Here is a 24,189-nt window from a genome sequence, read left to right on the forward strand (position 1 = left end):
TCATCGCCGGTCGCCGAACGAGGCCGCGTCGACGATCTCGACGGCTTTGCCGCCCGGGTCGTACGCATCGGGCGTCGTTGCGTTGAGCCCGCCGATCTCGCCTGCGCCTTCCATTGTAATACGATGCCATGCGCCGGCCGTATCTTTGCCGCTTACCTCCAGCTTGCCGTCCACGCGCTGCAGCCGGTTGCTCGCGTCGACCGTCATTCGCAGCTGCACCCGCTCGATCGCGACGCCTTCCTTCAGCTCCGGCAGCCGCTCCTCTAGGCGCAGCTCCTCGATGCCTTGGAAGAACGGATATTGCGACAGCCGCGCCTCCGCGCTCGGGTCAGGCCCCGTCCGCTCGCCGCGCTCCTCGGCCGCTGCCGCGTCGATCAAGAGGCGCAGCGGCAGCGGAATTTCGTCTTGGCTCACGTCGACCGTAATCGTCCTCGAGCCGTCCGCATGGTTCGCCACGGCGAACTCCTGCTTCAGGTCGCCGACCAGGAAATCCAGCAGCGCTTCCTCGGCCTGGCCCATCGGCTGGCCGTGGCCTCGGAATTCGCCGTCGCGCTCCCATTTCCGATGATCCGCATGCTCGCGGTCCAAGTTGATGACCTGGTAATGCAAATCGTGCGTCCGATCTACGAAATAGACGGCATCTTCGCCGCTGCTGTACAAGCTGCCGCTGCGCTGGAAGCCCTCGAGCGCGAGGTCGAAGTCGCCGCTCATCGCATGCCCGTCGTCCCCGTGCCGCACCTTCCCGGCTCCGCTCAGGGAGAGGACGGTCTCGCCGTCGGCCGCCATCGAGAAGCTGCCGGTCACCGCGACGCTCTCGACCGCCTGTCCTTCCGCATGATTCGCCTTCAGCACTTCCTTGAACGCATCGTATCCCGCCGTATTCGGCGTCGACGCCAGCGCGGTCACCGCGAACAAACTTACCGCGGCCGCGGCCGCGCCGATCATGATCGCTTTGCCTCTCTTCTTCATATCCAACGCACTCCTTTAGGTTGTATGGGCTTCGCTCTTGCGCTTGCCTACAACTTCAGTCTAAAGGAGGAGTCTAAAGCGCCTCGAAAGCAATTCTAAAGAGTCTCTAAAGTTCGAAGAAAAGAGGCGGTTCAGGGGGCGGAGGTTTAATGTTATGTCGACTGTGCATAAATTCCATCCGGTATTCTAAAAATAACCGTATAAGTCGCCCAAACGGGGTAAACGGTGAGGTATAACACGTGGAATATGAAAAAAGCGGCATGAAATTGCATTCTTCCGAGTTGGCGGCGCTTTGGGGCTCTTACCTGAACGACAGTATGGCGGCATGCGTCTTAAAGTATTTTCTGGCGAAAAACGAGGACGCGGCCTTCGCCGATGTGATCCGTTACGCTTTGCACTTGTCCGAGCAGCATGTGCGAACGGTGCGCGATCTGTTCGAGAAGGAGGGGATTCCGTGCCCCGTAGGGTTTACGGAGGAGGACGTGTTCGTCGAGGCGCCCCGGCTCTACTCCGACCCGCTCCATATGTACTACATCAACAGCATGTGCAAGATCGGGATGGCGTTTTACGGATTTTCGCTATCCCAGATCACAAGGACAGACGTGAAGGCGTTCTATACGGAAAGCTTGCAATCGACGGTCGAGCTGTACAACCGCGTGGCGGACGTGCTGTTGAACAAAGGGCTGTACATGAAGCCCCCGGTCATCCCCTATCCCGAACGAATCGAATTTACCCGGAACCAAGGCTTTCTGGACGGCTTGATCGGGCCGCGGCGTCCTATGACGGCTACGGAAATTTCTCACCTGTTCGCCAATCTGCAGACGAACGCGATCGGGTATACGCTGCTGCTCGGATTCAGTCAAGTCGCTTCGGACCCCAAAGTGCGGGATCACCTGATCCGAGGCACGGACATCGCGAAGAAGCACGTACAAATCTTCTCCTCCGCGCTGACGGACGAGGACGTCGACGCGCCGATGACGTGGGCGAAAACCGTAGAACGATCCAAGGTCCCCCCGTTCTCGGATAAAATTATGGCCTATCACGCTACGTTCTTAACCAGCATCTCGATCGGCAATTACGGAATGGCCTTCGGGAACAGCCCTCGGAAAGATATCGCCATCGACTACGCGAGATTGATCGAGGAGATCTCAGAATACGGGAACGACGGCGCCAACATTATGATCGCCAACGGCTGGCTCGAGACGCCCCCGCAAAACGCGGACCGAAAGGAGCTTATCAACAACTGACGAAGCGCCCTCCATTCGGTACGTATTCGACGCCGAGGATGCCGGGCTACGCAGGAGGTCGAGCGATCGCGGCCTCCTCGGCGATTGGCGCGTAGATGTCGTAATCGAAGAAGTCGATTACGTCCGCCGGAACGTCGAACGGATTGACCGGCGCGAGGCGATTCGCCTCGTACCCCAAGGAACCCATCGAGACGTCGCGCTCATAGGGTCCGGAACGGAACCAATCGGATAACGTTCCATACGCGGCATTCATCTGCCCGCGGTCGCCGCGCACCGTCGTCTTCGCGAAGCGCTTCGCCGGGATGGTTACCCGCTGTACTCCCTCCGGCAACCCCTCGAACGTCCGCACGGCCATGCCGACCCATAACGTCGTCACCTCGGTCGACCATTGCCACTCGGGAATGAACACGTAGCCGTGCTCGCGGTCCGCGACGGCCGGATGGCCTTCCAGCAGCGCTGCGACGGTCTTCCAGTCCTCCCGGACGCGGCTTCCGTCCCTGGGCACTTCCAGCACGGCCGCCTTCAGCTCCGGCCGCGCGGTAATTTCCACCTTCATCGTTTCCCCTCCCGACATTTCCGGCGCGGCGCTCCGGTCGAATACCGAGAGCGCCGCCGTCCGTTATTCTACTTCATGCATGCGACGACGATCCGGTTGCCGTCGGGATCGAGCAGCGCGAATTCGCTTAAATCCGGAAAGTCGTTGGGTTCCCCCGCAAGCCGAAATCCCTGCTCCGTTACGTATGCAAGCGCGGCTTCGAAATCCTTCGTCTCCAGGTAGAAGCGCTCGGTGAACGTCTCCCCGTTCGCGCGGCGGTTGCCGTCGAGGAGCAGCGCAGCGCCGCGTACGACGGGTACCGCGTAGACGCTCTGCGCCGCGACCGTCTCGTCGAGCGGCAATCCGAGCAACGCGTTATACCATTCGGCGGCGCTCCGCACCTCTCTCACGTCTACAAATGCGCCGCCGATGCGCGCCTCGATCGGTCCGGAAGACGCGTAATCGCCGTCCGGCGACGGCTCGGCGGTCCAACAGGCCATCAGCGCGTTGCCTTCGGAATCCCGGAAGTTGAAATACGCCATCGTCCCATGGCGTTCGATGCCCCCGATCGTCTCCGCCCGTTCGGATACGTACCGGTAGGCTTCGTCGATGTCCAGCGCCTGCAGCATCAATCTCGGCTCCATGCTCTCGTTCCAATCCGGGTTTCTGCGGTTGGCCGCGTCATTGTCTAAAATCAGATGCGTGCCGGGGAGCTCTAACCAATAGACCGGGCCGCCGTTCAGCCGCTCCTCGATCACCGGGAGACCGAGCAATCTGCTGTACCATTCCGCGGAACGGCGCAGATCGCTGACGTGAACGAATACGCTAGCCACTCGGTTTACGATGGGGACCGCTTCCGCCGGCTCGATCGGAAACCACAGCTCCATGACGGACGCAGGGTCTTCGTTGCCGCGGTATCGTGCGTCGTAAAATTCGAATTCGACCCCGCCGCCCCGATACCGGTATCCGGACTCCGGCAGCCAGGAAGAGCGGAAATAGTCGAACGCCGCTCCGATCTCGTTGATCCGTCCTTGTCTCGTCACGACGCAGTACAGTCCTCCGGGGAACGTCGCCCCCGTCATGCCTTCGGGGACGTCGTCGATGCGGCTTACGCCCACGCCGGCCAAGTAATCGAACGGACGACCGGGAGCGCAGTCCGGACCGAACAAGCATAGACCGTAAGCCCCGCCGACGACGTTGCCGATCTCCGGCACGCGCTCGCTGAAGCGCGGCCACAGCTTCGCGATGTCGTTCTCCGCCGGCGGCGTCCCCTCGGACGGATCGAACCGAATTTTCTCCCCGACGACCTGAAATTCGTCCCTCCACGCTATACGCGCGTGCAAAGCCCCTGTGCTGGCAGTCAACGGATTCATATCTCCTTTGGCAAAATAAGATGATTGCGGGATGGTACATTTACCCATTAATACGAATATATATTCGCCTTATCGAACCCGAATCCTTCTTTTGCCAGAAATATTCATTATTCTCTCCGTTCCGTCCAGAGCGAATAGCCGAGCCAGGCCAAACCAACCCCGATCGGCGCCGCCGCAAGCCGGTCGAGCGGATGCGGCAGCAGCGAAACCACAAGGACCGATGCGAGCCCCCCGGCGGCTAACAGTCCCGCCGCCCAGCGAGGAAACATGCCGGAGCGAAACGTCGCGATCCCGAACAACGTGCCCCCTAACATATACAGCCCCCCTACGACCGAATACACCGTCGCGAGAGCCCCGAGCTCCGTCCCTACGGAAGCCCCGCCGGCAAGCGCTAAGAAGCCTTCTAATAATCCGGGCGCCTCTGTCGTAAGCAGCGGAAAAATCAAAGCTTCGGCAAATTGAAAGCACATTGTAAGAGCAAAGAAAAGGCTGAATAGTAGATAGCCTGCCAAACCGAGCCCGCCGGACGCTTTCGCTTGCCGGGCGTAAATTCCCGTAATGCCCGCCAAGCCGAACAAGCACATCGCCACGCCCGACAAGTGAACGACTGCCCAACGACCGGTAGAGACGGACGCCAGGGTATCGGCAGGATGGATCGTCTGCATGACAATAAAAAGGACCCCTGCCAGCATAGCTGCGAAACCTGCCCAACGGAAAAGACTCGAACTCGTTACCTTCATTATGGATTTGCCTCCTTCTTCATTTGGACCGAAACTAACGGCAGGCCGAGATCGCGCACGCCCCTCAGCAGCCCGTGTAATGCGGCTTGATCGACTACCGGACCGGCCATGACCGTCGTTCCGTCGTCTTCGTGAATAAAGCGGAACCCTTCGAACCGTTCGACCCAACGGGCATCGAGATGTCCTTTGACGCGTATTTCATAATGGTCGTGCTTTTGACGGTCCTCCGCCGATTTCGACTCGCCGGGTTCCCTCATGACGCGCCCCCCTCCTCTTTTTCGGAGATATCTCTACCTTGTCATTCTACCTTGCTTACGAGAATACACGATCAGGCAGAGGTCGGCATCACCACAACGGGTGATCGATATGGTGATTTTTTCGTGCCGGGGGTTATGCGAGAATGGGGAAAAGCTCCGGCCGATGAATTGCCGGAGCTAGGAGGCGCAGCGATGTTCGCTAGAACAAACCGAGTTCCTTAGCCCGACGGACGGCGGCCCGACGGTTGTTCACCTCGAGTTTGTCGTATATGTTTTTGGTATGCGTACGCAGGGTGTTCAGGGAAACCATAAGTTCGCGGGCGATGTCCGGACCGCTCAAGTCGGTTCCGAGCAGCCGGAGCACCTCGCGTTCGCGTTCGCTCAACGGATCGTTCGTCCCCTGTTCGGCAAGCGCCCTGTCTTCCGGCTTGCCGAAAGCCGCCAGGAGGCGACGGACATAACCCGGAGCGATCCCTTGCTTCGCGGCCGCTTCCAGCAGGGACGCCATCGGCGGCCCCTCGTCCGCAAAGATGCGGACATAGCCCCCCGGCTCGGCCAGCGTCAGGACGCGTTCCAGCGTTGCAAGCGCGGCCGGATGATTGCCAAGCATCCGATGCGCGAGCGCAAGCAAAATTAAAATTTCGATCGCGCTCCCCGTCCTTCCGCCTTCTTCCGCAGCTTGGTGGAGGCGCTCTAGAAATAATTTGATCGCCGCAAGCAAAGTACCGTCGGTACGGTTCCCCTGCGACCGAGCCAGGAGCACCCTAGCCAAGGTGATATGCTCGAATTCGCATAGGTAGCTAAGGTCGTCCTCGGCGGAGAGCCCCCGCTCCCGCACCCAGTCTAAGGCTTCGTCCAGCTTTCCCTGACCGATCCGCACTCGGGCTTTCAATGCGGCGATCGGCCGCGTATTCACGAAGAAGTCTTTCACATATAAGCGCTCCGCCTCGCAGAGCAGGTTATACGCACCTTCCAAATCCCCGCGGGACTCTCGGATACGCGACATGGCAACGCCCCAGCGATGTCGATTTTGCGGAAACCCGCTCTGCTCCCCCAGTTCCTTGCTCTTCGCAAGGCAATGCTCGGCGGTCTGCAGATCGTCATACTCGCGATAGAGCTCGCTCATACCCACGTATATATCCGCCGTTCCCCTCAGCTCCGAATCTCCCCGCTCCGTTGCAAGCAGCAAGCCCTGCTCATATATGCGCATCGCCTCGCGGAGCCGGCCTTGAGCCGTTCGGATTTCGGCCAGCGCGATGCATCCGTTCACGGCGTCGGCAATGTTTCCGGCCAACCGAACGTAGGCGATGCCGTCGGCGAACATCCGATGGGCTTCCTCGAGCTGCCCGGTCCGCCAGCATGCGAGTCCGAGGAGCGCAGCCGCCGCTCCGCGCCGTAGATGGTCATCCGTCGGGGCAAGGGAGAGTACTTGCCGGGCATATTTCTCCGTAGCGGTCACATCCCCCAGCATCAAGGCTAAACCGGCACGGTACATCGCGATCGAGCCCGGGAGACGACGAAATTCTGCTTCGTCTACGACAACCATTGTTGCCTCAGGGGCGTCCCGCCGCTCCGCCGCGTCTCCCTCGAGCTCCACCCAACGCTCGGCGTCCTGCAGTCGCTCCTCCACGCTTTCCGGCTTGCCGGCGGACAATAGCGCCCCGGCATACCACACGCTAAGCACGGGTCTGTACCGCATCAGTTCGTCCGGGATCGCGCCCAACCATCGAAGCAACTTCGCCGGATGTCCCTCTCTAGCCATGCCCGAACATGCCGGCTCGATCAGATCCGCCGCTCGCGCATAATCCTCGGCGGCGAGCGCATGATGGATCGATTCGTCGGTAAAACCGTGCCGCCCGTACCATTCGCTCGCGCGACGATGCAGCGCGGCGACTTGGCCGGGCCATTCCGCCCTTAGATGCGCGGAGAGCACCTCGGCGAAGAGGTGATGGTAGCGGTACCAGCGACGCTTGTCGTCAAGCGCGACGACAAAAAAATTGCCTTGTTCAAGGGAGTGGAGTCGCGCGCTCCCCTCTTCCTGTCCGGTGACCGCCTCGCATAACGGGCCGTGCAACCGGTCGAGTATGGAGGTCTGCAGCAAGAAGCTTCGAACTTGGTCCGGCTGACGCTGCAACACTTCTTCGACTAAAAAATCCACAATGTACCGATTGTCGCCGGCGAACGCTCGAATGAACGCCGGAATATCCTCGCGCCCCTGCATCGAGAGCGCCGCCAGTTGGAGCCCTGCGATCCACCCTTCGGTACGGGCTTCCAACGCTGAAATTTCATCGTCCGAGAGAATCAAACCCATAACCTGGCGGAGGAAATCGGCCGCCTCCTCGGGCGTAAAGCGCAGGTCGGCGGCCCGCAGCTCGGTTAACTGGCCTCGGGCGCGCAAGCGGCCGAGGGGAAGCTGCGGGTTTTCTCGGGTGGCGATGACCAGATGCATCTGCGGCGGAAGATGTTCGAGCAAGAAGCGCAGGACCTCGTCGATCGCTTTGGCGTGGATGACATGGTAGTCGTCAAGGACGAGGAGGAATGCATACGGCAGGGTCGAGATCTCGTTAAGCAAGAGCGTCAACGTCGACTCCATCGAAGACGGCGGCAGGGAATGGAGCGCGCGAAGCAAGCCCTTCCCCCGACCGTCCGCGCTCTTTGCTACCGCGGCGACGAGGTGTGCCAGAAACCGCGCCGGGTCGTTATCCCCATCGTCCAACGACAACCAGGCGACAGGCCGACCGCACCCGGCGACCCATTCGCCGAGCAGCGTCGTCTTGCCGAAACCGGCGGAGGCGGAAACCAGGGTCAACTTTCGATCCAACCCGTCGTTCAATCGCTCGATCAGATGCGGCCGCCGAACCAGCTTCGTCCGGGGGAGGGGAACAAGCAGTTTCGCAGCCAAAATCGGCGTATTTGACATCGCGCGTTCCCCGCTCCCTTCGAACGATACTGTCTGACCGTTCCATCCGATCGCATGACAGTTACTTAAATCATAAGATAAAACCCGGATAAAACAAAGGAGAGTGTCTACGATATGGATCGGCCCTCAAGGACACGCTGCGCTCAATCAAAAATAAGGATCCGGACGCCTCCGGATCCTTCCTTGCATTAGTATCCATTCACGCGGAACGACCGGTAATGCGTATGGCTGCCGCCCATGTTCGAAAAGCCGATCTGTCCGTGCAAATACGGGTTCTCCGCATCCCGGTGCGTCAGCACCGCGCGGCCGTCGACGAAAAACCTGAACGTGTCCCCGACGGCTTCGACCGCGATGCGGTACGTTTGTTCCGGCGCCCAATCGAACGGAACGGACGCAAGCTCCGCGTACCCTTTCGCGTTTTTATAGAGCGCGAACCGGCCGCCCTCCGCAAATCCTGCCGCATACGAGCGGATGCCGCCCTGCACCCGGAACATAATGTGGTGGCTCGGCCCGACCTTCGGAATGACCTCGGCTTCGAAGCGGTAATCCCGCCACGCCAAGTCGCCCGTGTAGCATTCCGCGGGTTCGCCGTAGTAGCTGCCGCTCAGCTCCCCGTCTTCGAGCGTCCAGATGCCGCGAAGATAAGTGCACTGGCTCACTTCGATATGAAGAGCGTTCCATTGCTCCAGCCGCTCCTTCTCGAACAACACCTCGTATTCCGGCACGCCGCCGAAGTCAAAGTCGTCGATGTAACACACCAGCGGTCCGTTTTCCGCAGGAATCAGTTCTACGCCGACCTCCTCGAGGCAGCTGCCCGACATCGCCGGGATCCGATACGTCAGCTTTTGCCAAGCATCCTTCGCAATCGTCGTCTTCTCCCCGTAATGACGGACGTCCCCGTTCCCGTCCTTCGCATATAGCCTGGCGAGCACGTCGCCGCGTACGAACGATGGAACGAAAATTTGGGCTTCCGCCGTTTGCCCCGGATACAGCTGCGGGGAGAAGCTAGGGTCGTACCGGCTGTCGTTAAAATCGGACGGGCGGTAGTAAGTTTTGTAATACACCCGATGCCCTTTGCCTGCAATCGCCCTGTCGAAGACGGCTTTCAACGACCTTGTCCCGGAGGCGGCCTGTTCGTCGCTCCCTTCGACGAAGGAAGTCCCGCTTCCGACCGGTTCGGCGTCCGTCCGGAACGCATGCGTCGATCCCGGAAATTCGAAATGAAAGCGCGGCGCGGTTCCGGCCAATATCGAAGCCCACCGTTCCGGCGGCTGCCGCTCCGCGATTTTGTAGCCGAAGCTCGCGATGTAGGCCGCGCACCAAGGCAGCGTCAGCATATTTAACGTACCGACGGCGCTCGAGCAGCACAGGAAGTCGTTGATCGGCCTGCGCCACGAATCGTCGATGCCGTCGATGCCGACGAACACGCCGAGAATCGTTCCCGCATTGCCTACGTTGCAATCGGTGTCCCACCCGCACATGTTGCAAATGTTGATCGTTCGCGCGAAGTCGCCTTCCCCGTACAGCAGGGAAAGCACGATAACGGCGGCGTTCGGGATAATGTGGCATGCCCCGGGGTATCGATCGTAGCCGAAGTTGCCCTTCACGTATGCGAAGCAGTCCCGCCAATTTTCGGGATGCTCCCGGTAGTAGGCAACGACGTTTCGCGTCATCCGTGCGTACTCGCAATCGTCCGGAATGACGGACAGACCCGCTTCGATGATGTCCGAGACGCTCTTCGCAGTGAATGCTGCCGCGATGCAAGCGGCAATGAATTGCCCGCCGTACACGCCGTTGCCGTCGTGAGAGACGCTGGCCGCCTTCGCCGCGTACTCGGCTGCGAGCGCCGGATTCCCCGGAGCGATGAGTCCCCATACGTCGATAAAAATTTGCCCGCCGATTTGCTCGGCGACCGCCGCCCCGTTCCGGCGAATCGATCCGGAGTCGGGCGCGGGGATGCCGTTTTTCATATTCAAATACGCCGTATGCTCCGTCGACTTGCCGTAGCCGCCCCACCAGTAGAAGCCGTGACCGTCCCCGGCGTAGTTCAACCATGTGTCCCCGATGTCCGCCGGCGTAATATCGCGTGTATGCGTAACGTCTTCCAACGCCCGAAGAAAGAACATCGGACCGTTCGTGTCGTCGTCGGCGGCGAAATTTTTAAAATGGTGCACATAATGTGTAATTTCCCCGAACACTTCTTGAATCCGCTCGTACGTCCACCCCTCGACGTTGCCGCCGTGGCGGACGCCGATCGCCTTCCCGACCCAACCGGCGTACACGCGCTCCACGTAATCCTGCGGAATCGTATGTGCGGCGGCGATGTCCCCCGTCTTAAGTGCGCCTATCATGTCGTTTATCCCCTTTCGATCATTTCCCTCGTTTCCTCATACTAAGGGATATAAGGCGAGCAAGTCTTGCCGATTTTCGCCCGGAAATTCCCAAAAGCGGCTATAATGGCAGTAAACGATCGGTCCGTTGGAGGTCTCATGAAATACCATTACTCGTTCGAAAAGGATTGGTTTATCCGATGCGAAATGCATACGGTGCCCGAAGAGAAGACGCCGCTTCATTGGCATACCGCGCTGGAAATCGGCTGCTGCGTTTCGGGAACGGGAACGTTTTATTTCGGCAACCGCACGTACGAGGCAACGCCAGGCGACATTTTTATCGTCAACCCGATGGATCCGCATATCGCGCAATCGGACAAGGGAGAAGCCCTTACGTTTATTTTTTTGTTTTTTAACCCGAACGTCTTCGCCCCGGGAGAAGAAGAATTGCTGCTCCCCTTTATGTACCGGCCGGGGAAGACGAACAACAAAATCGCCGCGGACGAACCGGCCGCCGTAAGCATCCGGTCGTTGATCGAGGCGGCGTACGCGGAGTCGACGGCGCGCCGGCATGCATTCCGTCATTTCGTCCGCGGCTACTTGCTGCACATTTGCGGCACATTGCTCCGGCATTACGAATCCGCCGGCGCGGAGCGCGACCCCCACGCGCTGCGGATGTACCGAAAAATTCAGCCCGCCCTCGAATACATCCACGCCAATTTCTTGGAGCCCGTCTCGTTGAACGACGTCGCCGCATTGCTCGACGTCAGCGCATCGCGTGCGCGTCACCTGTTTAAAGAGGCGGTCGGCGAAGGGTATAAAGAATATCTGTTGCGTCTCCGCGTCGCGGAAGCCAAGCGTCTGCTGGCGACGACGAACGAGCCGGTGCTCGACGTCTGCCTTCGGAGCGGCTTCCAGAGCATATCGCCGTTCTACCGGGCGTTCCGCCTCATCGTCGGCATGTCTCCGCAACATTTTCGAAGCTCGGCGTCCGCTTCCGCGATTTACGAAGCGCGCTGAATGTGCCCGAGCGTTCTCGTCGTTTTCGCCGTAAAAACAACCCCCAACCTGTAAACCTGATCAATTCGGATGTATTCCAGCTAATTCCACCGCAAGGGGATTGCTTTATAATTTCCTTGTAAGCGCTTCACATAGCATGGATCCTAGCATCCTAAGGGGGATTGTCAAATGCGGAAAAGTTCAAAACCGTCTCGCCGCTTCGCAGCGCCTCTGTTGTTGGCAGCGTTCGCCATGGTCGCAGCTTGTACCAATGCGGGAAGCAATTCTAGCGGCAATGCGACGATTACGGTGCCGGATTCGAACATCTGGGGCGAGGAGAGCTCCGCGCTGCAAATCATGTACGATTTGTTCGCCGCCGAAAACCCGGACATCGAGATAAAAGAGGTCACGGTGGAGGATTACGCCCCGGCGCTGGCGGCCGGCGAAGCGCCCGACCTCATGTTGATGGATCCGTTCGCGGCAAAAGAGAGCTACAAGCAAAACTACGTGGAGCCGCTTGATCGGTACTACGAGCAGTACGGCTGGGACGAGGGCATGTTCGACTGGGCGAAAAACGCCTACTCGATCGACGGGAAGACGGTCGGCATTCCTTGGAACTACGAGGGCTTGCTGCTGGTGTACAACGAGACGCTGTTCCAAGAGAACGGCTGGAGCGTGCCGACGAACTACAACGAGCTAACCGCGCTCAGCGAAAACATGAAGGCGGAAGGAATCATCCCCTTCGCTTGGGGAACGGCCGATTGCCCCGGCTGCGACGACTGGTGGATCTCCTCCATCGTGAACAGCGTATTGGGCCCGGAAGGGACGAAGCAACTGTTTTCCGGGGACGGAAGCTGGACCGATCCGGTCGTCGCCGACGCGCTCGGGCGGTTTGCGGACTATTGGAGGGACGGCAATCTGTCGGACAAGAAATCCCATTCGATCTCGCAAGAAGACAGTATCCAGTTGTTCGCGACGGGGCGCGCGGCGATGCGTCTCGACGGCACCTGGAGTCTCGCCTCCGATATCGAAACCGGCTTCGACGTCGGGTACGCGGCGTTCCCGAGCTGGAAGGAAGACGGCGAACCGGTGATTCCGCTCGGCGTCGGCGGCGGTCTCGTCATTAACGCCAAATCCGAACACAAGGACGAGGTCGCGAAGCTGCTCTCGTACTTCTTCCATCCGGATGTCATCCGCACGATGGCCGAAAACGGCATCCCCGAGCCGGTCGAAGCCGACTACAGCCAATTTGATCTGAAACCGAACGTATCCAAGGCGCTGGCCATTATTAACGACGCGGCAAAGTCCGGAAAAACAGGCTATGTCGCTTGGTCCTATGGTTCCCCGAGCGTCGTCGGCGTTCTTCAGTCGGACGTCGCAAGCCTATACCTCGACAAAATGTCCGTTGACGATTGGCTGAAAGATTTGCAAGCGAAGAAACAAAAAGACGTCGGCGATAACACTTTGTTCGATTTGTCCAACTATTAGCCGCAAGGAGGAAACACGTGAAACGCACATCAATGGGTGCCGCCGCGGCGAACGGTTGGTGGTACATTATGCCCGGCCTCGCATTCCACGTGCTTATCGTCACCATTCCCGCGGCGATGTCTTTCTATTTGCCGTTAACGGAATGGAACGGAATGAATGTTCCGAAATTTATCGGCCTTGCGAACTTCGCGGAAGCGATTCGGGATCGGGTCGTCGGCATCGCTATCGTGAACAACGTCAAATGGATGCTGTTTTGGATGACGGTGCCGCTCATCCTTTCATTCGTGCTGGCGCATTGGTTGACGAAAGTCAAACGCGGTCAAACCGCTTACCAAGCGATCTACTTCTCGACTTCGATCATTACGGTCACCGTCGCGGGGCAAATCTGGTTTTGGCTGTATAACCCGTTCAGCGGCGTCAATTATTATTTGGAAAAGGCAGGCCTAGACTTCTTGGCTTGGCCCGGGTTAACGCTTCCCTCCTTCGCCCTCTTGTCCATCCTGATCGCCGACATGTGGAAAAGCTTCGGCTCCAACGTCATCTGGCTGCTTGCCGCGATGACCCAACTCGACAAATCGCTGGAAGAAGCCGCGAAGTTGGACGGGGCCGGCAAAGCGCAGACGATGTGGCACGTCGTACTGCCTCAGATTCGACCTACGCTCGTGATCATTACGTTCCTGACCGTCATCGGCTCCTTCGGCGCATTCGAGATGGTGTACGTCATGACGGGCGGGGGGCCCGCGCATACGACGGAGACGTTATCCACGTATTATTACACGTTGAGCACATCCGGGCGGAGGGCGGGTTACGCCTCGGCCATTGCGCTGTTCCAGATGATTATCACGTTTTTGTTAATTATCGTTTACGTCGGGCTGCGCAAGAAGAAAGGATGGGACGTGTAGATGCTTACCCGATTCAACTGGCGCCATCTTCCGTTGCTGGCCGTGTCCGCGTTCGCGTTGATTCCCATTCTATTGCTCGCAGTAAACTCGTTTAAGCCGAAATCGGAAATTATTATAAATCCGATGGGGCTTCCCTCGTCATGGACGATTGAAAATTATCTCAATGCTTGGGAACGAGGCAACTATAATATCGCTTATTTGAACACGATCGTTATTACCGGGTTCACCGTTACGCTTGTCTGCGCGTTGTCGGGGTTGGCCGCTTACGGCTTGACCCATTTACGGACGCGCGGCTCGGCGCTGTTCATCGGCTATCTCTTCGTCTCGATGAGCATGCCGATCGGATTCATCCCGATTTTCTTCATTCTCGTCCAACTGAATTTAATTAACACGTGGTGGGGCGTGATTATCCCTTACGTGGGCAGCGGCTTTGCGTTCAACGTCTTCCTAATGCGCGCGTTTATGCTAGGGATTCCGAGAGATTTGCTGGAGTCGGCTCATATAGACGGCTGCGGCAGCTTCCGCTCGTTCGTCAGCATCGTGCTTCCGCTCGCCAAGCCGGCATTTACGGTCGCAGCCATATTCTGCACGCTATCGACATGGAACGAATTTTTCTTGTCGAACGCGATATTGCAGATGGAGGAAGTGCGAACCGTCTCGGTGTCTTATTTAAATTTTACGAGTAAATACGGAACGAACTGGGGGCTGATGGCAGCCGGAGGAGTCATCACGGTCGTGCCGATGGTCGTATTGTTCTTGCTCATGACGCGAAAGTTCGTAACCGGCTTGCAGGAAGGCAGCGTAAAATTCTAAATCGGATATCCGGACTGCACCAGGAGAAGCGGATGCGGCTCGCCTTCGTCATCGGCAACGCGTTCCGGGTGAACCTGACGTTCAACGTAAGAGAGCCTCCGGCGCTTCATTGCGCCGGAGGCTTTGTTTTTAATTTATTCGGATTTTTTATGTTTGCGCAGTGCGATTGTAATCGTCGCCGCAAGTCCGCCCCACAAAAGAACCGCTCCAAACACAAACATGCCGATAGCTGCTCCGCTCATGCCTGAACCCCTCCTTCGTGCGCAGCGGTTTTCCATTTAAACGCGTAGGTTAACACGAAGGTGACGATCAGCGTCATTGCAAGCATGAGCCAACCGAAGGTAAGCAGCGCATGGAACGGATAACCTTCGTACGCTTTCGAGAACTCCACTGTGAAATTTTGGTATGTCATTACCAGCAGCACGAGCGGCGTAATGCCCATGATCATTACGTTCCACCATGAGCCGATTTTAAAATCGGATACAAGGTTGTTTTCCTCGCGAATGCTTGTTGCCTTTGCAAACCAGCCGATCAGTATGACTTCCAGCAACCCGGCAATGACTATACCGAAGTTATTGATAAAGTGGTCCACGATATCCAGGAAGATGATGCCTGCACCTGTGACGTACATTAGGCTAATAAGGGCGCAGATGCCGCAAATCCAATTGACCGTCGCCTTCCGCGTCAACCGGAATTTATCCATGACGGCGGCGATCAATACTTCGATAACGGAGATGAGCGACGTAAACCCTGCGATCACGAGCGACAGGAAGAACAGCGCTCCGAACGTTCCATTCAACGTCGGAAACTCGTTAATAATTTGCGGGAATACGACGAAAGCAAGGCCTACACCCGCCGTCGCTACATCTTTTACGTCGAGTCCGCTCGATACGGCCATAAAACCGATGGCGGCGAATACTCCGATCGCGGCAAGGAACTCGAATCCGCTGTTGCTGAACGCCGTAATAAACGCACTGTTATTGACATCCTGCTTCTTGTCCAAATAACTGGCGTAAGTGACCATGATCGCGAACGCTATGGATAAGCTGAAGAAAATTTGCCCGTAAGCCGCAATCCACACGCTGGCCCAGTCCGGGTTCGTTCCCCCTAAGAAAGCCGGGAGAATCTTCCCGAAGTCCGGCGTAAACAAATGATTGAGACCGACCGACGCCCCTGGAAGAGTAACCGCCCGAATGACGAAGAGCACCATAATGACGAGGAGGATCGGCATGAATATTCTGCTGACCTTCTCGATTCCCCGCCGTACACCGCGCTGCAGCACGTAATAAACACCAAGCCAAACGGCTGCAAGCGGGAGAAACACTTGCCACTGCAGTCCGCCTAGTTTCCACCCGGCCTCCGTGACTACGCCATCGGGAACGCCTAAATAGGTACCGAACAAAAACGCCTTCGTGTCGGTGCCCCAGTTGAGATTAAACGAATAAAAGAAATAGCTGAGCGACCAGGCGACGACGACAACATAAAACGTTGTAATGACAAAACAAATCATGACTTGCCACCAGCCGAGCCACTCGAACCTGCGAGACAACCGGCTGAGCGCCAGCGGGGCTGATCCTCCCCCTAGGCGGCCGATTCCAAATTCCAACAGCAAAATTGGAATTCCCGCCGTCAATAAAGCAAAAAAGTAAGGAATTAAAAATGCTCCGCCCCCGTTATCGTAAACGACATACGGGAACCTCCAAATGTTGCCGAGGCCGATTGCCGATCCGGCCGCTGCGAGGATAAAACCAAGCCTGCTGTTCCACTGTTCACGTTGCTGCATTGTCATTCCTCCATTTGGTTCAACTATGCAATTTATTGTGATAGCGCTTACTTATACTATCATATGGTTAATAGTATATAAATACTTTTTGCAAAAAAATATCTAAAAAAATTGTCCTGTGAGAAGTGCGATCGCTCATGGAGTACAATTTGAGTCATGTTGGACATACGGAAGTTAACAATTTTAGTAGTTAGCTTTCAAGCCCAAGAGTGTCAAAAAAAGACATGAAAAATGAAATTTTCGGTGTCGTGGAGGATATTTAATTATACAAGCGTTGTAAATACAGTACAAAAAATCGCGAGATGCGAAAGTCCCGATGAACGCCGGCGTTCATCGGGACTAACGAGAGGACTGGGAGTGTACCTTTCCTTTCTGTTATACGTGGCTATACCTGCTGTATTTTTGTTTGTAATACGACTCAAGGCCTTTCGAGACGAGGTAGCATCCGACAATAAGCGTACTGTAAAACGTTAATGGAGACCAAAACATCCATTGGAACGAGTTCATGCTATACCTCGCTTCTCCGATTAAACCCGACCATTCGTTCGTGCGGCTGATATAGTCCGTCCCGGATAAACCCAAAGAATGGATCGTTCCCCCGACAAAGATATTGAAAATGGCCAACTGCCCGAAGATCGTGAGCACCATGATGACTTCATTTACGAATAAGACCAGGAAGCTCTCCCTTAGGTGCAGGGATATATGCGTCCGGATCATCCGCCAATGACCTGCCCCCAGAGATTGGGAGGCAAGGATGTACGGACGCCTCTTCAGTTCGCGCGTCTTATCCATCACGGTGGTGGTGACGCTCGGCAATCCTACCAAAATCAAGATGACGGCCATAACGAGCGACAGAAAAACCGGGGAGGCGTAGTTGTTGAACGAGGAGCGGAACAGGATGAAATAGGCGATTAAAAATAAAGGGATGCCGTTCAACATCCCCAACACGCCGGTCGTTCCTTTCCGCTCGACGGGCGACCGGCCGAAGTACCCAAGCGCCATGCCTAACGCGCCGCCGACGAAAACCCGGACGAACGCGATGCCGAGCGATAAGAAGACGGTGTACTTCGCGCCATATAGAATGATCGTTAGTATATCATAGCCGTCCCAGTCGGTACCGAGCAGATGAGGAGATCCGGGGGGAAGCGGCGGAGCGATCATATCCGGCTCCCCCTTCTCATTGATAAAATAATCGAGTTCCAACCGATAATCCGCTTCGTAAGGCGCCCACTGAGGACCGAACAGCCCGATCGCGACCATCAGAAGCGTTATCGAGAGACCGACCCATAACGTCATGTTTCTCATCTCGCAACCACCTTCCCCCATCCGAATAAGTACGCCCTCATGATGAAAAACAGCAGGCCGTAAATGGATAGGAGCACAAGAATGCCGTTCGCCACCAAGTCGTATTGGTACCCTCTCGGCCCGATCGCGTCGTGAAATAAAAATTTCGTGATGCCATGAATATTGTAAAAGTACTCGACGATGAACAAATTGCCGAGCAAGATGCCCATGAATTTATGTAGATCCGCCTTCATGAAAGGAAGCACGTTCGGGAGGGCGTGGTAAACTAAGATGTAGCCTTTGCTCAACCCCTTCGATTTCGCGGTGCCGATGAAGTCTTCCGTTAACGTCAATCGCAGCTGCAGCGCCACGTTCCTTATGATATACAAGGCAGGAATGACGATCATCGAGAGGACCGGCAGGATGATGGCCGGCTCGTCCCCGCGCGTGACATTGGCGACCTTGAAAACTACGATCCCGGTTTCCTTCGCGATTTCCACGATCGCGTATTGCAGCAATAAGATGATGACGAAGTCCGGCAGCGCGCCTGTCATCTCAATGCCGCGCTTCCACCATTCGTTGCTCGAATACGTAAAAATAAGTCCGAACACCAAACCAACGGTGGTGCCGACGACCGCCCCTAAGGAAAGATACATGAGGGACGTCTGAAAATAATCCCCGATTTGTTCCCAAAAATAGTATTCGTACTGCCCGGAATAGTACCTGAACGATTCGCCGTTCCCGAACCCCTTCACGTAATTTCTGAAGTTGTTCCACATGAAGGACCAGCGTACGCGAACGTTGCCGCTCAACCATTCGCCTGGAATGCCCCTCGTTATCTGGAGCCCGACCGGCACGGCGGCGATAAACAAGGCGGCCGCCAACACAACGAACCATGCGGCTGCAACGCGCAACCCTCTCACATGACGGACCCCCTCGGGATGAAAATATTTGGAAGCCAAGTATAACCCTATTATAATTAGTGACTAACTAAATTCAAGTAGATTTCGAGCTTTCTTATAAAAACAGCGGCAGCCTATGACCGAAAAAGAAGTCCTAGACTACCGCTGTATTTTCGTTTATTGCCGTTCCCGGAGGAGATTGCGAAATCTTCGATCCGACAGCCATACCGCCCCCCAGGCAAGAACTGCGATATAGACGGGGAAAAGCATATGGGTCCACAACGGATTATCGATCCTGAAATGCGCGGTCACCGCGCCTCCCAAGTATCCTGTGAGCAATAGCGCCCCTAGGAATCGCGTTCGCGGTACGGCGTACAGGATCGTGCAAAGAATTCCGAGAATCCCCATCGTTGCGAGGTGCCCTTCCGCAAATCCGAGCGCGAGCGTGCTTTCCGTCACTGGCGCCGGCTTGGCGATTTTCCCGATACCATCGAACAGCATGAACGCAATAACCATCCCGCTCATGATACGCGCCGTCCAAAGCCGTGCCCGAGAGATGTCGTGCGCAGGCGTTGTTCCCGTTTCCGTTTTTGTTTCGATCACCGGGACTCCTCCGTATATTTCTTGAAATTGTTCAAGATCGCTTGCCAGCCCGCCTGCTGCATCTCCACGGAATGCGTGCTTTCCGCGTCGAACGTTTCCGCCACCTTCGTTTCGTCCCCATGTTTCGTGAAGACGATCTCTACCCTTCTCCCGTCTTCCATCGTGTAAGAAATCTGCTCGTGCAGCTCCACGACGTCATATGTTCCAAAGAAGTCAAACCCCATGCTGCCGTCTTTCGCTTCCATCCGGGTAAGAAACTTGCCTCCGACTCGTAAATCGTTTTCCGCCCTCGGCGCATGCCACGTCTCCGAAGCTTGATTCCACTTCGTGATGTGTTCCGGCTCGCTCCAATACCTCCATACCTTCTCTACCGGCGCATGAATGACGGCTTGCACGGTAATTTTCGTCGGTTGACTCGTCTCCATTTGAAAAACACCCTCTCTTGTTTTTGTTCTCACTTCTGTAGACGAAACCAACCGGCGAAATTCATCGGTCCAACCGATCCGGAAGCCCGAATCGAGCAAATAATTTTCGATGGATGAAATTTTGAACGTGAAATACTTTGTTGTCTTTCACCTCTAAGAGGTGAATGCCCCACGGGACCAGGCAGTTTTCTTCCCTGCTCAGCATATATTGCGCCAATGCAGGAACGCCGCCGTTCGCCGTAACCGGCACGAACCGGGAGCCCTCGCAATGCCAGCGCGTAAGCGTGAAGAACTTGAACAAGTCGTCCTTGCCGCGCACCCACATCGGGAACGGCGGCATCGACATCCGACCCTCTTCATGGAACAAAGCGACCAGGGCGTCGATATCGAATTGCTCGAAGGCTTCCACATAACGCGCCAACAATTCCTGATCAGGCGACTCTTCGCTTCTGTCGAATGCATCGGAACGAAGTTGTTCCCGCTCCAACGTTTCTCTGGCTCTCTGTAGAGCGCTGTTCACCGCTGCCGACGACATGCCTAACGTCTCGGCAATCTGCTTGGAAGGCCACTCGAATACATCCTTCAAAATGATTACCGCGCGTTGACGCGGAGGCAAGAGCTGTAAGAGCGTGATAAAACAAATATGCAACGTATCTTTGCGGATGAAAATATCTTCCGGATTATTCGAAAAGTCGGGGGCCGGCCAGATCCAAGACGAGTCTGGCAACGTCTCGCGAGGTTCGACGATGGATTCTGCAGGACCGGAGAAGTCTACGGGGCGGATGCGGCGTTTCGCTTGTCTTAGCTTGTCCAGGCATAGATTCGATGCGATCCGATAGACCCATGTTTTAAATGAGGATTCCTGTCGGAAGGAGTTCCCGCCTTGCCAGACGCGAATGAAGGTTTCCTGCACGGCATCGTCCGCGTCATCGATAGACCCTAGCATTCTATAACAGAACGAGGTTAACTCCGGCTTCAGGCTTTCGAATGAATGTAAATCTGACGCGGTTACGTTCATTGCGTCTTCCACCTCTTATGGAAAGAATTCTTCCATACTATCATACCTATTGGATAAATCGTTTGTATATAGAAAAAGAGTCGCCCGCCGATTGGGACAACTCTTTCATGTCTTCCTTCGCGAGCCCGCTGCCACTCATCCGATTTGGATGACGACGTTCCCCTTCTTGTGTCCTTCGTCGACATACCTGTGCGCTTCCACAATCTGCTCCAGGGGATAACGTCGGTCGATGACCGGTTTGAGCCGCCCCGCCGACACAAGGTTCTTAAGAAATTCAAGCGCCTCCGCGGTTTCGGGTGCGTTTTGCCCGAGCAGCAGCTTCTTCTTGCTCGTCATTTTCGTCCAGATCATTCGTAGGTTAGGGAAAGGCTCGGTTACATTAATGTAGACACCGTTATTCTTTAGCGCCTTCATGCAATCGGGGAAAGAGCTCTTGTTCACCGCTTCGAATACGACGTCGAATCTCGCCCCTTGCGAGGCGAATTTCTCTTTCGTGTAGTCGATGACTTCGTCGGCCCCAAGCGCTTTGACCATCTCTACGTTTTTGGTACTGCACACGCCCGTCACGTGCGCCCCAAGGTATTTGGCAAGCTGCACCGCATAGGTCCCTACACTCCCGGAGGCTCCATAAATTAGAACCTTCTGCCCGTTCCGTACATTTGCTTTCCTTAGGTAGTACAGTGCCGTGCGAGCCCCGATGGGAATGGCTGCCGCTTCCTCATAACTGATATTTTCGGGTTTCATGGCTACCGCCCCGTCCTCAGGCAGACATTTATACTCGGCATACGCCCCGAAGTCGCCCAAGGTGGCTGCAAAAATTTGATCTCCCTTCGCGAACCGCTTCACGGCTTTGCCGACCGCCTCTACCTGCCCCGACAGCTCCATTCCCAAGATCGGCCGCTTGGGTTTTCTTATCCCGAGCGCGATCCGGGCCGGGAGCCACACCGAACGCGGAACGGTAAAACTCCGGACCCTGACGTCTGCTACGGTGACCGTCGTCGCCAATACTTTCACCAGAATTTCATGATCCTTCGGCACCGGTTTTGCAAACTCCCTAATCTGAAGAACATCCGGCGGACCGTATTTCGGGCAAACGACTGCTTTCATAAAAGCCCTCCCCGTTTCCTTGAACACCTCATTCTCCCGTAACAACCCTTCGCTTTCAGTATAGCCGTCAGGTGTAAACAGCCAATAAACGAAATATAAAAAAAAACTAAAGAAACGGCGGATCGCGGGCCCGCGCGTGTCGGCGCGAGCGTCGTACCCGGTTCGATATCATAAAAAGGCACCGACCCTTGTTAAGGTCGATGCCTTTTTCACCATCTTCTCTTCCCAATTCATAATGCCGCAACTGGTCGGTTCAAATCAAACGTCCCGCTTCCGCTCGTACCAATACCCCGGAACGCCTTTCGCGACGCGCATCAGCGCCTCGACGTAGAAATAATCGCCCCAGATCATATAATCGTCCGGTCCCTTGCCGGCCAAGACGTTGTATGCGCCGTGCCGCAGCAGCCCCTCGGCGTCGGGATCGTCCAGCGTCGAACAGGCTACGATCAGCGCGCGCAAGAGACGCTCGCTCGCCTCGCGGAACGATTCCCGCTCCGGGGCGCTCGGTTCAAGGAGCTGCCCGAGCTCGAGCAGTCCGCATAAGGCGATCGCCGAAGCGGAGCTGTCCCGGTTGCTAAGGCCATGTTTCGGCGCATCGAAGTCCCAGTGCGGAACCCCGTCGTCCGGCAGCCGGGAGAGGAAATACGCCGCCGCCCGGACCGCCGCGTCCAAATACCGCCGCTCCCCCGTATATCGGTACACGAGCGCGAAGCCGTACACCGCCCACGCTTGCCCGCGCGCCCACGTCGAGCCGTCGCGGTAGCCTTGATGCGTCTCGCCGCGGATCGGCTCCCCCGTGACCGGGTCGAATCGGAACGTATGATACGACGAGCCGTCCCCTCGCATCAAATACTTCAGCGAGCGCGCCGCCTGGATTTCTGCCGCTTCCCGATAGCGCGCGTTCCCCGTCGTCTCGGACGCCCAGAAGAGCAGCGGCAAATTCATGAGGCAATCGATAATGATGCGCCCGCCGTGCTCTGCATGCCCCTCTTCCCCCCACGCCTGAAGGTACCGCCCGCCGGCCCGCCATCGCTCCATGAGCACATCCGCCGCCTGCACCGTACGGCCGCGCGCCGCGGCCGCCCCGTCGACGATCCATTCCGCCTTCGTCGATAAGGAATAGAGAAATCCGATATCGTGATGCCCCATCGCGCGATGGGCAACCATGCGTTCGACGAGCCGCGCGGTCAAGCGCCGGGCCGCGTCGCCGAGCGCCGCGTCCCCTTCGTACTCGAATCCCAGCCACGCCAGCCCGGCATAGAAGCCCTCGATCCATTCATTGTTGTCGTCGCGCCAATCGTATCGTTGCCCCTCCGTAATATAGGGGAACCGATCGCCGTGCCGCAGCGTATTCCGCTTCGTCTTGGCGACGGCGTCCCGCAGCGCTCGCTCGACCAACTGGTCCATCGACTCGCGTCCCTCCGTTTCGACGTTTGCCGTCTTCCTCATGACCGGAACCTTACGAAGAACGTCTTGATTTCGTACGGCTTCACCATGCATTCTAATGGCCCCGTCCGCGCGTCCTCGATCGGCCGTTCCATCAAGTCGGTTTCCTGCCAAGAAACGATCGTCAGGTCGGAGTCGATCGTCACCGGCCCGCGCCGCCCCTCGAATTCATGGAATCGGACGATGATGCCGTCGCCGTCCTCGGCTTTCTTCACGGCGTCGATCGCGATGTTCGCCGCGGAGACGCGCAACAAGGAGAAGCGCTCGCGAAGCGCCGCGCCGGCCGTCGCCTTCGCCGGGTCGTTCAAGTCCCACGCTTCTTCCACCGTGCCGCCGGCCGCCCAATCGCCGCCGTGCGGCAGCAGCGAATACGTGAACGCATGCGCCCCTTGGTCGGCGTTCGGATCCGGGTACGTCGCGGATTTGATCAAGCTGATACGCATCACGTTATCCTTAATGTCGTAGCCGTACTTGCAATCGTTCAACAAGCTGACGCCGTAGCCGCGTTCCGACAAGTCGGCCCACTGATGGCCCACGGTTTCGAATCGCGCATAGTCCCAGCTTGTGTTCCAATGCGTCGGTCGCTTCACGTTGCCGTATTGAATATCGTACGTCGCTTCCGCGGCGCGAATGTCCACCGGGAACGCCGCCTTCAGCAGCTGGTGCTGCTCTCGCCAATCGACCGCGGTGCGGAAGTCGATCCGGCGACGCTTCGCAAACAGGTGCAGCTCTTGGCGGATCGTCGAATCCATATACGTCCACTCGAACGCGACGACCGCGCGGAGCGGACCGCGCTCGATGAGCGTAACCGACGATAAATCCTGGACCGTGCGCATCTTTTCCTGGTAGTACAAATCGATGTTCCACGCGTCGAATTGCATCGGCTTATCCTCGAACACCTGAAGCACGTTGCCTCTGGCCCCCGGGGCTAACACATCGCGCCCGTACGTCTTATCGTAGATGCGCTCCAGCTGACCGTTCGCGTTCCAACGAATTTCGTAGAACGGCGTGTCGATGCCGTCGGCGCGCCATTCGAAGCCGTCCGCTT

22 protein-coding genes are annotated in these 24,189 nt (G+C 57.0%); 5 read left to right on the plus strand and 17 right to left on the minus strand.

Annotated elements, in window-relative coordinates; genetic code table 11:
- Positions 1–969: a hypothetical protein gene (locus VEZ38_RS19795; RefSeq protein ID WP_324896608.1), complete on the minus strand. Its 969-nt coding sequence runs from the start codon at positions 967–969 to the stop codon at positions 1–3.
- Between the two features lie 260 nt (positions 970–1,229).
- Between VEZ38_RS19795 and VEZ38_RS19800 the strand changes: the two genes are divergently transcribed.
- Entirely contained in the window at positions 1,230–2,216 is a 987-nt protein-coding gene (locus VEZ38_RS19800; protein WP_324896610.1) for a DUF3231 family protein, read from the plus strand.
- A gap of 46 nt (positions 2,217–2,262) precedes the next feature.
- Here the strand turns inward: VEZ38_RS19800 and VEZ38_RS19805 are convergent, their stop codons facing one another.
- The 6 genes from VEZ38_RS19805 to VEZ38_RS19830 form a co-directional block, all read right to left on the minus strand.
- Positions 2,263–2,772: a GyrI-like domain-containing protein gene (locus VEZ38_RS19805; RefSeq protein WP_324896612.1), complete on the minus strand. Its 510-nt coding sequence runs from the start codon at positions 2,770–2,772 to the stop codon at positions 2,263–2,265.
- 68 nt (positions 2,773–2,840) lie between these two features.
- Positions 2,841–4,115 (minus strand): GyrI-like domain-containing protein, encoded by a 1,275-nt coding sequence (locus VEZ38_RS19810; protein ID WP_324896614.1) that lies wholly within the window; start codon positions 4,113–4,115, stop codon positions 2,841–2,843.
- Between the two features lie 116 nt (positions 4,116–4,231).
- Positions 4,232–4,789: a hypothetical protein gene (locus tag VEZ38_RS19815; protein WP_324896616.1), complete on the minus strand. Its 558-nt coding sequence runs from the start codon at positions 4,787–4,789 to the stop codon at positions 4,232–4,234.
- Between the two features lie 74 nt (positions 4,790–4,863).
- The gene (locus VEZ38_RS19820) at positions 4,864–5,121 is read right to left on the minus strand and encodes a hypothetical protein (RefSeq protein ID WP_324896618.1); all 258 of its coding nucleotides are present in this window, start codon (positions 5,119–5,121) and stop codon (positions 4,864–4,866) included.
- A 199-nt stretch (positions 5,122–5,320) separates the two neighbouring features.
- A complete protein-coding gene (locus VEZ38_RS19825) occupies positions 5,321–8,041 on the minus strand; it encodes a LuxR C-terminal-related transcriptional regulator (protein ID WP_324896620.1) in 2,721 nt (906 codons plus the stop codon).
- A gap of 188 nt (positions 8,042–8,229) precedes the next feature.
- Positions 8,230–10,392, minus strand: a complete 2,163-nt coding sequence (locus VEZ38_RS19830) for an ADP-ribosylglycohydrolase family protein (protein ID WP_324896622.1) — start codon at positions 10,390–10,392, stop codon at positions 8,230–8,232.
- A 138-nt stretch (positions 10,393–10,530) separates the two neighbouring features.
- On the opposite strand from VEZ38_RS19830, the gene VEZ38_RS19835 reads away from it, so the two are divergent.
- From VEZ38_RS19835 to VEZ38_RS19850, 4 genes are all read left to right on the plus strand, one after another.
- Positions 10,531–11,391, plus strand: coding sequence for an AraC family transcriptional regulator (locus VEZ38_RS19835; protein WP_324896624.1), 861 nt, complete (start codon positions 10,531–10,533; stop codon positions 11,389–11,391).
- Between the two features lie 168 nt (positions 11,392–11,559).
- Complete coding sequence (locus VEZ38_RS19840; protein WP_324896626.1) at positions 11,560–12,858, plus strand: ABC transporter substrate-binding protein; 1,299 nt, start codon at positions 11,560–11,562, stop codon at positions 12,856–12,858.
- Positions 12,859–12,875: 17 nt separating this feature from the next.
- The gene (locus VEZ38_RS19845) at positions 12,876–13,760 is read left to right on the plus strand and encodes a sugar ABC transporter permease (protein ID WP_324896628.1); all 885 of its coding nucleotides are present in this window, start codon (positions 12,876–12,878) and stop codon (positions 13,758–13,760) included.
- The gene (locus VEZ38_RS19850; protein WP_324896630.1) at positions 13,761–14,573 is read left to right on the plus strand and encodes a carbohydrate ABC transporter permease; all 813 of its coding nucleotides are present in this window, start codon (positions 13,761–13,763) and stop codon (positions 14,571–14,573) included.
- 134 nt (positions 14,574–14,707) lie between these two features.
- Here VEZ38_RS19850 and VEZ38_RS19855 read toward each other — a convergent pair whose 3' ends face one another.
- From VEZ38_RS19855 to VEZ38_RS19900, 10 genes are all read right to left on the minus strand, one after another.
- Positions 14,708–14,815, minus strand: a complete 108-nt coding sequence (locus tag VEZ38_RS19855) for a methionine/alanine import family NSS transporter small subunit (protein WP_324896632.1) — start codon at positions 14,813–14,815, stop codon at positions 14,708–14,710.
- Entirely contained in the window at positions 14,812–16,356 is a 1,545-nt protein-coding gene (locus tag VEZ38_RS19860; protein WP_324896634.1) for a sodium-dependent transporter, read from the minus strand. Before VEZ38_RS19860 ends, VEZ38_RS19855 begins: the two co-directional genes overlap by 4 nt.
- Positions 16,357–16,731: 375 nt before the next feature.
- Positions 16,732–17,661: an ABC transporter permease gene (locus tag VEZ38_RS19865; protein WP_324896636.1), complete on the minus strand. Its 930-nt coding sequence runs from the start codon at positions 17,659–17,661 to the stop codon at positions 16,732–16,734.
- A complete protein-coding gene (locus VEZ38_RS19870; RefSeq protein WP_324896639.1) occupies positions 17,658–18,563 on the minus strand; it encodes an ABC transporter permease subunit in 906 nt (301 codons plus the stop codon). The genes VEZ38_RS19865 and VEZ38_RS19870 overlap by 4 nt, the downstream gene beginning before the upstream one ends.
- Before the next feature lie 156 nt (positions 18,564–18,719).
- A complete protein-coding gene (locus tag VEZ38_RS19875) occupies positions 18,720–19,067 on the minus strand; it encodes a DoxX family protein (RefSeq protein ID WP_324896641.1) in 348 nt (115 codons plus the stop codon).
- A 74-nt stretch (positions 19,068–19,141) separates the two neighbouring features.
- Positions 19,142–19,570, minus strand: coding sequence for an SRPBCC family protein (locus tag VEZ38_RS19880; protein WP_324896643.1), 429 nt, complete (start codon positions 19,568–19,570; stop codon positions 19,142–19,144).
- 61 nt (positions 19,571–19,631) lie between these two features.
- Positions 19,632–20,588 (minus strand): sigma-70 family RNA polymerase sigma factor, encoded by a 957-nt coding sequence (locus tag VEZ38_RS19885; protein ID WP_324896645.1) that lies wholly within the window; start codon positions 20,586–20,588, stop codon positions 19,632–19,634.
- Between the two features lie 135 nt (positions 20,589–20,723).
- Positions 20,724–21,695 carry an NAD(P)-dependent alcohol dehydrogenase gene (locus VEZ38_RS19890; RefSeq protein ID WP_324896648.1) on the minus strand — a complete coding sequence of 324 codons (972 nt, stop codon included), beginning with the start codon at positions 21,693–21,695 and terminating at the stop codon, positions 20,724–20,726.
- 258 nt (positions 21,696–21,953) lie between these two features.
- Positions 21,954–23,144, minus strand: coding sequence for a glycoside hydrolase family 88 protein (locus VEZ38_RS19895; protein WP_324896650.1), 1,191 nt, complete (start codon positions 23,142–23,144; stop codon positions 21,954–21,956).
- Positions 23,141–24,189, minus strand: a 1,049-nt coding sequence (locus VEZ38_RS19900) for a glycoside hydrolase family 38 C-terminal domain-containing protein (RefSeq protein WP_324896652.1), incomplete at its 5' end; no start/stop codon positions are given. The genes VEZ38_RS19900 and VEZ38_RS19895, both read right to left, overlap by 4 nt.

This window comes from Paenibacillus sp. (assembly GCF_035645235.1).
In the GTDB taxonomy this organism is placed as follows: domain Bacteria; phylum Bacillota; class Bacilli; order Paenibacillales; family YIM-B00363; genus Paenibacillus_AE.

Excerpts from the sequence above, each read along its gene's own strand:
- VEZ38_RS19815 (WP_324896616.1), bottom strand. The coding sequence starts at position 4,789 with ATGCAGACGATCCATCCTGCCGATACCCTGGCGTCCGTCTCTACCGGT.
- VEZ38_RS19895 (WP_324896650.1), bottom strand. The coding sequence starts at position 23,144 with ATGAGGAAGACGGCAAACGTCGAAACGGAGGGACGCGAGTCGATGGAC.
- VEZ38_RS19850 (WP_324896630.1), top strand. The coding sequence starts at position 13,761 with ATGCTTACCCGATTCAACTGGCGCCATCTTCCGTTGCTGGCCGTGTCC.
- VEZ38_RS19835 (WP_324896624.1), top strand. The coding sequence starts at position 10,531 with ATGAAATACCATTACTCGTTCGAAAAGGATTGGTTTATCCGATGCGAA.
- VEZ38_RS19865 (WP_324896636.1), bottom strand. The coding sequence starts at position 17,661 with ATGAGAAACATGACGTTATGGGTCGGTCTCTCGATAACGCTTCTGATG.
- VEZ38_RS19890 (WP_324896648.1), bottom strand. The coding sequence starts at position 21,695 with ATGAAAGCAGTCGTTTGCCCGAAATACGGTCCGCCGGATGTTCTTCAG.
- VEZ38_RS19825 (WP_324896620.1), bottom strand. The coding sequence starts at position 8,041 with ATGTCAAATACGCCGATTTTGGCTGCGAAACTGCTTGTTCCCCTCCCC.
- VEZ38_RS19885 (WP_324896645.1), bottom strand. The coding sequence starts at position 20,588 with ATGAACGTAACCGCGTCAGATTTACATTCATTCGAAAGCCTGAAGCCG.
- VEZ38_RS19855 (WP_324896632.1), bottom strand. The coding sequence starts at position 14,815 with ATGAGCGGAGCAGCTATCGGCATGTTTGTGTTTGGAGCGGTTCTTTTG.
- VEZ38_RS19880 (WP_324896643.1), bottom strand. The coding sequence starts at position 19,570 with ATGGAGACGAGTCAACCGACGAAAATTACCGTGCAAGCCGTCATTCAT.
- VEZ38_RS19875 (WP_324896641.1), bottom strand. The coding sequence starts at position 19,067 with ATGAGCGGGATGGTTATTGCGTTCATGCTGTTCGATGGTATCGGGAAA.
- VEZ38_RS19860 (WP_324896634.1), bottom strand. The coding sequence starts at position 16,356 with ATGCAGCAACGTGAACAGTGGAACAGCAGGCTTGGTTTTATCCTCGCA.
- VEZ38_RS19800 (WP_324896610.1), top strand. The coding sequence starts at position 1,230 with ATGAAATTGCATTCTTCCGAGTTGGCGGCGCTTTGGGGCTCTTACCTG.
- VEZ38_RS19795 (WP_324896608.1), bottom strand. The coding sequence starts at position 969 with ATGAAGAAGAGAGGCAAAGCGATCATGATCGGCGCGGCCGCGGCCGCG.
- VEZ38_RS19805 (WP_324896612.1), bottom strand. The coding sequence starts at position 2,772 with ATGAAGGTGGAAATTACCGCGCGGCCGGAGCTGAAGGCGGCCGTGCTG.
- VEZ38_RS19840 (WP_324896626.1), top strand. The coding sequence starts at position 11,560 with ATGCGGAAAAGTTCAAAACCGTCTCGCCGCTTCGCAGCGCCTCTGTTG.
- VEZ38_RS19820 (WP_324896618.1), bottom strand. The coding sequence starts at position 5,121 with ATGAGGGAACCCGGCGAGTCGAAATCGGCGGAGGACCGTCAAAAGCAC.
- VEZ38_RS19830 (WP_324896622.1), bottom strand. The coding sequence starts at position 10,392 with ATGATAGGCGCACTTAAGACGGGGGACATCGCCGCCGCACATACGATT.